This is a genomic window from Tabrizicola sp. (assembly GCF_051645465.1).
Classification (GTDB): Bacteria; Pseudomonadota; Alphaproteobacteria; order Rhodobacterales; family Rhodobacteraceae; genus Tabrizicola.
Window position 1 is genome coordinate 1 of sequence record NZ_JBOFBI010000408.1, and the last position, 6,602, is coordinate 6,602.

Here is a 6,602-nt window from a genome sequence, read left to right on the forward strand (position 1 = left end):
TCCCCTCCCCCTGGTGGGGAGGGGATGGGGGTGGGGGGCTGACGAGAGGATCATCACCGCTCCTTCACCTTGTTCAGCGCCTTCACGTAGATCGAGGCGAGGCCGAAGACGGTGACGAAGAGGATGATCGCGTAGGCTGAGGAGTAGCCCGTCCGCCACTTCTCGAAGGCTTCGCGCTTGAGGTCGATCGAGGTGAGCAGCGTTTCGTTGCCCGGTCCGCCGCCGGTCAGGAGGTTGACCATGTCGAACATCTTGAAGTTCTCGATGCCGCGGAAAAGGACGGCGAGCATCAGGAACGGCAGCACCATCGGCACGGTGATCGTCCAGAACTGGCGCCATTTCGAGGCGCGGTCGACCTCGGCGGCCTCATAGATGTAGTCGGGGATGCTTCGCAGCCCGGCAAGGCAGATCAGCATCACGAAGGGCGTCCACATCCAGGTGTCGACGATGATGATCGACCAGGGGGCAAGCCCGCCGGGGCCGAGCATCGAGAAGCTGGAGGCGGGGGTGCCGGTCACAAGCTCCACCATGTAGTTCACGAGGCCGATCTGCGGCTGGTAGAGGAAGGTCCAGAAGTTGCCGACCACGGCGGGCGACAGCATCATCGGCAGCACGATGAGCGTGGTGACCAGGTCGTTGCCCTTGAACTTGCGGTTGATCAGCCAGGCGAGGGTGAAGCCGATGATGACCTGCAGAACGATGGTCCAGATCAGGAAATGGGCGGTCGTCAGCATGTTGGCCCAGATGCCGTCATCGGTCAGGATACGCTCGTAGTTCCGAAGGCCGACCCATTCCACCTCGGCGTTCGGGCGGTTGGCGCGGTAGTTGGTGAACGAGAGGCGCACGGTCCAGATCAGCGGGAAGATGTTGATCGCGAGGAGGAGGAAGATCGTGGGGGCCACGAAGATCCAGGCGATGGTGCGGTCCGACAGGCCGCGGACCCTGCGCGCTAGAGATGGCGGAGTGGCCCGCGCAAGTCGGTCAATGGGGGGATTTGCCATGTCGGAGGGTCCTTGGAAGAGGGTGCGCCGGTGTTGCCCGGCGCACCCGGAAGGATGTCAGAGCTTGCCTTCGTCCTCGAAGACTTCGGTCCAGTCGGCGATCAGGCCGTCGAGTGCTTCCTGCGCGGTGCCCTGGTCGGCCACGATGAAGTTGTGGAGCCGTTCCTGCATCGCCTGCAGCAGCGAGGCATAGGCCGGCTCCTGCCAGAAGTCCTGGACGCCGCCCATGGCTTCGAGGAAGTCACCGGCGAAGGGGGCCGAGGCCGCGAAGCCTGGGTCCTCAAGCACCGCCTTGTGGCAGGAATAGCCGCCAGCGGCCCACCACTTCTTCTGCACGTCGGGCTGGGCGAACCATTTGATGTAGGCCAGCGCCCCGTCCATGTTGTCGGTGTTCGCGACGACCGAGATGCCCTGGCCGCCAAGGGTCGAGGCCGCGACGTTCTGGCCTGGGTTCACGAAGAAGTCGATCTTGTCACCGCCGGTCGCGGGGTCGGCATAGAGGCCCGGGAAGAAGGCGAACCAGTTCATCGCCATGGCGACCTGACCGGATTTGAAGGCGTCAAGCGACTGCTCCATGTAGGCGTTGTCATAGCCCGGAGGGGTCGCGGTCTTGTAGAGCTCCTTGTAGAATTCAAGGGCTTCGACTGCGGCGGCCGAGTTTACAGCACCTTCCATGTCATACTTGCCGGGGGTGTTTTCGTACTTGAAGCCCCAGGCATAAAGCGCGCCGGTAGCACCCATGGTGATGCCTTCCGACCCGCGCTCGGTGAAGATCGAGGCGCCGTAGACGGTCTTGCCGTCGATCTCCATCCCCTGGAAGAACTGGGCGATTTCAAGGAGTTCCTTCTGGGTCTTCGGCTCTGCCAGATCGCGGCCGTGCTTCTCCTTGAAGGCGGCCTGGATTTCCGGACGGGCGAACCAGTCCTTGCGGTAGAACCAGCCATTCGCGTCGCCCATGGCAGGGAGCGCATAGTAATTCGGCGTGCCCTTGGGCCAGGTCGAATAGGCGTAGACGGTCGCGGGGGCGAAGTCGTCCATGCTGATGCCTTCGGCGGCGAAGAAGTCGTTCAGCTTGACGTACCAGCCGTTTTCAGCCGCGCCCCCGATCCACTGGCTGTCGCCGATCAGAAGGTCGCAAAGCTGGCCGCCCGAGTTCAGTTCGTTCAGGATGCGGTCGGCGAAATTGGGCCATGGCACGAACTCGAAGTTCATCTTGGTGCCGGTCTGCGCCTCGAAGTCCTTGCTGAGTTCAACCAGCGCGTTCGCCGGGTCCCAGGCGGCCCAGCAGAGGGTCAGTTCGTTTGACTGTGCGTTCGCCTGGGTGCCCCAGACCAGCGCCAGCGCCGCGGATGCGGCAAGTGTCTTCCTTGTCATGCAGTCCTCCCGATGTGGATGATGGGGACCCGTGCAGAATGCCGGGCCTTCTTTGGATTGCTCAGACCATAGGCACTGCGAAGGGGGGCTGTAAAGCGTTTTTGAGGAACGTACCTCAGATCAACCACAGGACCTTTTTCAAAGCGATTTGGAGCGGGCTCAGGCGGCGGCTTCGCCTGGATCTCCGGCAGCGAGCCGGGCCGAATCGGAGGTGGCGGGCAGGTTCTCGCGCAAGAGGATCGTGATGCGAATCTGCTCTTGCCCTTCGTCGATCGGCAGCCGGTCGGCGTTTGCGCGCAGCACCCTGAGGGCCGAGCGCGCCAGATGTCCGACGTCCTGCGAGATCACGGCATCGATGCTGCCGTCTTCAAGCCCGGCGCGGGTATGGGCCGTAAGTTCATGCGCCACAACGACTGTCTTGCCGCTAAGCCCGGCCTTGCGCAGCGCCTCATTCACCCCGCGCGTGCCTGCCCCGGCCACGTAGACCGCCACGACGTTTTCATGGGACGCAAGGCAGGCTGCGGTGATCTGCGCGGTCAGGTCGCGGTCATCGTGGCCCTCGAGAGAGGGCAGGGCCTGCAGATGGGGGAAGCGCTCGGCCAGCACTTCGTCGAAGCCAAGGCGACGGTCGACCATGTCCCGCGCGAGCATGGAGCTTACGACCACGGCCACTTTTCCAGGGGTTGGTCCGACGAACCTGCCGAGCAGGATGCCTGCGGTCCGCCCTGCGGCATGGTTGTCGATCCCCACGAAGTGGTCGCGCGGGGCCTGTGGCTGATCGGTGATCAGGGATACGACGGCGGTGCCCTGTTCCTTGAGGCGGATGATCAGGTCGCGCACCTCGGGTGTTTCGTGCGCCATGATCGCGCAGCCGTCGATCGGCTGGTCGCCCTGGTCGTCAAGCACCGTCACGATGGCATGGGGGTCGCGTTGCGGAACAGTGGCGATGATGACCTCGCTGGCCTCGGCCAGGGGGCCGCGCGCGGACTCGATGATCGCGTCGCTAAGTGCTTGAACGAACTGGCTTTGTACGGCGGGCAGGATGAACAGGAACCGGTAGCGGCGTTGCCGGGCCAGGTTGGCCGCGGCGACGTTGCGCACATAACCAAGCCGGTCGATTGCATCGTTGACGGCACGAACGGTCTTGTCGCGGACCCCTGGCCGGGCATTCAGAACCCTGTCCACGGTGGCGAGGCTGACGCCTGCCTCGCGTGCAATATCGTTGACGGTTGGCCGCACGGGACCGCTCCATGCCTTTGCGCGCCGACTATCGGTTGGCGGCTGAGGTACGTCAATCAGGATTTCTGAGGCGCATCGGAGGCCGATTGCGGAAACCGCTTCAAATCGGGCGCGCAAACGGTGCATCTTTCGCCGAAACAAGGGGAGGACGGAATGAGGACGCTGCTTCTGTTCGGTGACAGCAATACCCATGGCACGATGCCGATGCCCGATCTTGGTGCAGTCGGCCGCTTCAGCCGGGAAGAGCGTTGGGCGGGACGACTGGCGCGGCTCCTGCCCGACTGGGAGGTGATCGCCGAGGGGCATCCGGGCCGGACGACGCTGCACGACGACCCCATCGAAGGGGCGCACCGGAACGGGTTGACGGTTCTGCCTTCCCTGCTGGAGAGCCACCGGCCGGTGGATGTGGTGCTGCTGATGCTCGGGACGAACGACCTGAAGGAGCGGTTTTCGGTCAACGCGGTCGACATAGCGCTATCGCTGGAGCGCCTGGTGCGGGTGATCCAGGCTTCGGGTGCCGGGCCGAAGGGCGGGGCGCCGGGCGTCCTGCTGGTGGCACCGCCGCCGATTGAAGAGGTGGAAAGCCTGGGTGCCATCTTTGCGGGCGGGGCGGCGAAGTCGCGGACGCTGGGGGCTGAGATAGCGGCGGTTGCAGCGCGGCTGAAGGTTCCGTTCCTGGATGCGGGAACTCTGGTCAAGGTCTCTCCCATCGACGGTATCCACTACGATGCCGAGGCGAACCCGGTGCTGGCCGAGGCTTTTGCGGCCGCGATCCGGCAGCACTTTCCCTAGGTCCCGGAATTTCGCTTTGACGGTCGCAGGCTTTGTCGCATGCTCTGGCGGGCCAGCCGAGAAAGGCCCGCCGATGACCCGACACGACCCAAGCCTGACCTCGCTCGCCCAGTCGGCGCTTGCTGAACTGCGGGCCAATGTCGCCCTGCCGTTCGAGCGGGCGCGGGCGATGCCGAAATCGGTCTATACCTCGCCCGACTTCGCCGAGGCCGAAGAGCGCCACATCTTTGCGAAGGACTGGCTTTGCGCGGGTCGGGCCGATGCGCTGCCGAACCCCGGCGACTATCTGACGATGGAGATCGCGGGCGAGCCTGTCATCATCCTGCGCGACCGTGAAGGCGGGCTGCGCGGCATGTCGAACGTCTGCCGCCACCGGATGAGCACGCTTCTGGAAGGCCGGGGCAATGTGCGGTCGATCGTCTGCCCCTATCATGCGTGGACCTACAACCTGGACGGCTCGCTGAGGGGTGCCCCGGCGATGGGGCTGAACGAAGGTTTCTGCAAGGAGGATGTGAAGCTTCCGGGTGTGCGGGTCGAGGATTGGCTCGGCTGGATCCTGGTGACGCTGAACCCCGAGGCTCCGCCGCCGCGCGAGGCGCTGGCTGATGTCGAGGCGCTGGTGGGTTACCTGGACATGGGGTCTTATGTCGAGGCGTTCCGCGAGCAGTTCACCTGGGACACCAACTGGAAGGTGCTGGCCGAGAACTTCATGGAGAGCTACCACCTGCCGGTCTGCCATGAAGGTACGATCGGCGGCACGGTCGATCTGATGCAGATGACCTGTCCTGAGGGCCTGCCTGCCTTCAACTATCACTGGATCATGAAGAACGACTCGTTGCCGTTGACGCTGGCGCATCCGTCGAACACGCGGCTGGTGGGGGATCAGCGGCGGATCACCTGGCTTTTGTCGATCTACCCTTCGCTGATGATCACGCTGACTCCGGGGTATTTCTGGTACCTGAGCCTGACGCCGAAAGGACCGGGGCAAGTGCAGGTGCTGTTCGGCGGCGGTCTGGCGGCCGATTGGTCCGCGGACCCGGAGGCCGGGGCGCATTTCGCGGCGCTGAAGTCGCTGCTGGACGATGTGAATGTCGAGGACAAGGGTTGTGTCGAGCGGGTCTACCGCGGGCTTTGCGCGGGGCTGTCGTCGCCAGGGTCGCTTAGCCACCTGGAGCGGCCGAACTATGACTTCGCCCGATACATCGCGGGGCAGATGCCGTAAGGGCAAGGATTTTAAGGAAAATCCTTGGCAAATTCCTTGAGTAAGGAATTTGGCTGCCCCGGCCTTTGGGCCCCTTGACCACACCCTGCCGCGCGGCACCTATGTACCATGACCCAAACCGCGCTCATCGTGGCCCATGGCCAGCCCTCTGATCCCGAACCTGCCGCCCGCGCGCTGGAGACGCTGGCAGGGCAGGTCGGGCCGCTGCTGCCGGGCTGGGACGTCCGCGCCGCAACTCTGGCCGAACCGGGCGCGATTGGCCGCGCGGCGGCAGGGATAGCGGACGGGGTGGTCTTTCCGATGTTCATGGCCGGGGGGTGGTTCGCCAAGGTCCAGATCCCGGCTAGACTGGGTGAGGCGGGAGCGATTGGTTGGCGGGTGCTGGAGCCCTTCGGCTGCGACCCGACGGTGCATGATCTTTGCGTGACGCTGGTGCGCGAGGCCGGCGCCCGTGAGGTGATCCTTGCCGCGCATGGGTCGTTCAAGTCTTCGGTGCCGTCAGATATCGCGCAGCATGTTGCGGCCGGGATCGCGGCCGAGACCGGGGCGCGGGTAGCGGCGAGGTTCATCGATCAGGACCCGCAGCTTGCCACGCTGACCGGGTTTGGCGCGGGCTCGGTGTGTCTGCCGTTCTTCGCCGCCGAGGGCGGGCATGTGAGCGACGATATTCCGCGGGCGTTGGTCGGGGCAGGGTTTCAGGGGCGCATCCTGCCGCCGGTGGGGCTGGATTCGCGCGTGCCGGCGATCATCGCGGCGGCGATCCGGGCAGGGCATGAGGTCTGTGTCGGAGATTGCCGCTGGCGCAGGTGAGCCAAATTCCTTCGAAGGAATTTGCAAAGGGTCTACCCTAGCTGAGGGGTTCTGGGAGCGTGCTAAGGTGCTCTCATGGCTTGGAAAAACCGGTATCTGTTTCGGGGGAGAATCTCGGAGCGCAAGTTCCGCGATCTTCTGCGCCTGTTTGCCCTTGATCTGAC

General features: G+C 64.5%; 6 protein-coding genes and 1 pseudogene. 4 read left to right on the plus strand and 3 right to left on the minus strand.

Annotated elements, in window-relative coordinates; genetic code table 11:
• Window positions 1–53 precede the first annotated feature (53 nt).
• From ACRCSW_RS24680 to ACRCSW_RS24690, 3 genes are all read right to left on the minus strand, one after another.
• Window positions 54–1,001, minus strand: a complete 948-nt coding sequence (locus tag ACRCSW_RS24680; protein ID WP_438708302.1) for a carbohydrate ABC transporter permease — start codon at window positions 999–1,001, stop codon at window positions 54–56.
• Between the two features lie 57 nt (window positions 1,002–1,058).
• Window positions 1,059–2,375 carry an ABC transporter substrate-binding protein gene (locus ACRCSW_RS24685; RefSeq protein ID WP_438708303.1) on the minus strand — a complete coding sequence of 439 codons (1,317 nt, stop codon included), beginning with the start codon at window positions 2,373–2,375 and terminating at the stop codon, window positions 1,059–1,061.
• A gap of 159 nt (window positions 2,376–2,534) precedes the next feature.
• Entirely contained in the window at window positions 2,535–3,614 is a 1,080-nt protein-coding gene (locus ACRCSW_RS24690) for a LacI family DNA-binding transcriptional regulator (protein WP_438708304.1), read from the minus strand.
• Window positions 3,615–3,767: 153 nt separating this feature from the next.
• On the opposite strand from ACRCSW_RS24690, the gene ACRCSW_RS24695 reads away from it, so the two are divergent.
• The 4 genes and pseudogenes from ACRCSW_RS24695 to ACRCSW_RS24710 all read left to right on the plus strand — a co-directional run.
• Window positions 3,768–4,406, plus strand: coding sequence for an SGNH/GDSL hydrolase family protein (locus tag ACRCSW_RS24695; RefSeq protein ID WP_438708305.1), 639 nt, complete (start codon window positions 3,768–3,770; stop codon window positions 4,404–4,406).
• Window positions 4,407–4,479: 73 nt separating this feature from the next.
• Window positions 4,480–5,628 carry an SRPBCC family protein gene (locus ACRCSW_RS24700; RefSeq protein WP_438708306.1) on the plus strand — a complete coding sequence of 383 codons (1,149 nt, stop codon included), beginning with the start codon at window positions 4,480–4,482 and terminating at the stop codon, window positions 5,626–5,628.
• A 108-nt stretch (window positions 5,629–5,736) separates the two neighbouring features.
• Entirely contained in the window at window positions 5,737–6,438 is a 702-nt protein-coding gene (locus ACRCSW_RS24705; RefSeq protein ID WP_438708307.1) for a sirohydrochlorin chelatase, read from the plus strand.
• Window positions 6,439–6,513: 75 nt separating this feature from the next.
• Window positions 6,514–6,602 (plus strand): annotated as a pseudogene (locus ACRCSW_RS24710) (IS1595 family transposase); the annotation flags it as partial.

What these genes read in the sequence shown, in the direction of transcription:
- ACRCSW_RS24680 (WP_438708302.1), bottom strand. Translation starts at nt 1,001, where the DNA reads ATGGCAAATCCCCCCATTGACCGACTTGCGCGGGCCACTCCGCCATCT.
- ACRCSW_RS24685 (WP_438708303.1), bottom strand. Translation starts at nt 2,375, where the DNA reads ATGACAAGGAAGACACTTGCCGCATCCGCGGCGCTGGCGCTGGTCTGG.
- ACRCSW_RS24695 (WP_438708305.1), top strand. Translation starts at nt 3,768, where the DNA reads ATGAGGACGCTGCTTCTGTTCGGTGACAGCAATACCCATGGCACGATG.
- ACRCSW_RS24700 (WP_438708306.1), top strand. Translation starts at nt 4,480, where the DNA reads ATGACCCGACACGACCCAAGCCTGACCTCGCTCGCCCAGTCGGCGCTT.
- ACRCSW_RS24705 (WP_438708307.1), top strand. Translation starts at nt 5,737, where the DNA reads ATGACCCAAACCGCGCTCATCGTGGCCCATGGCCAGCCCTCTGATCCC.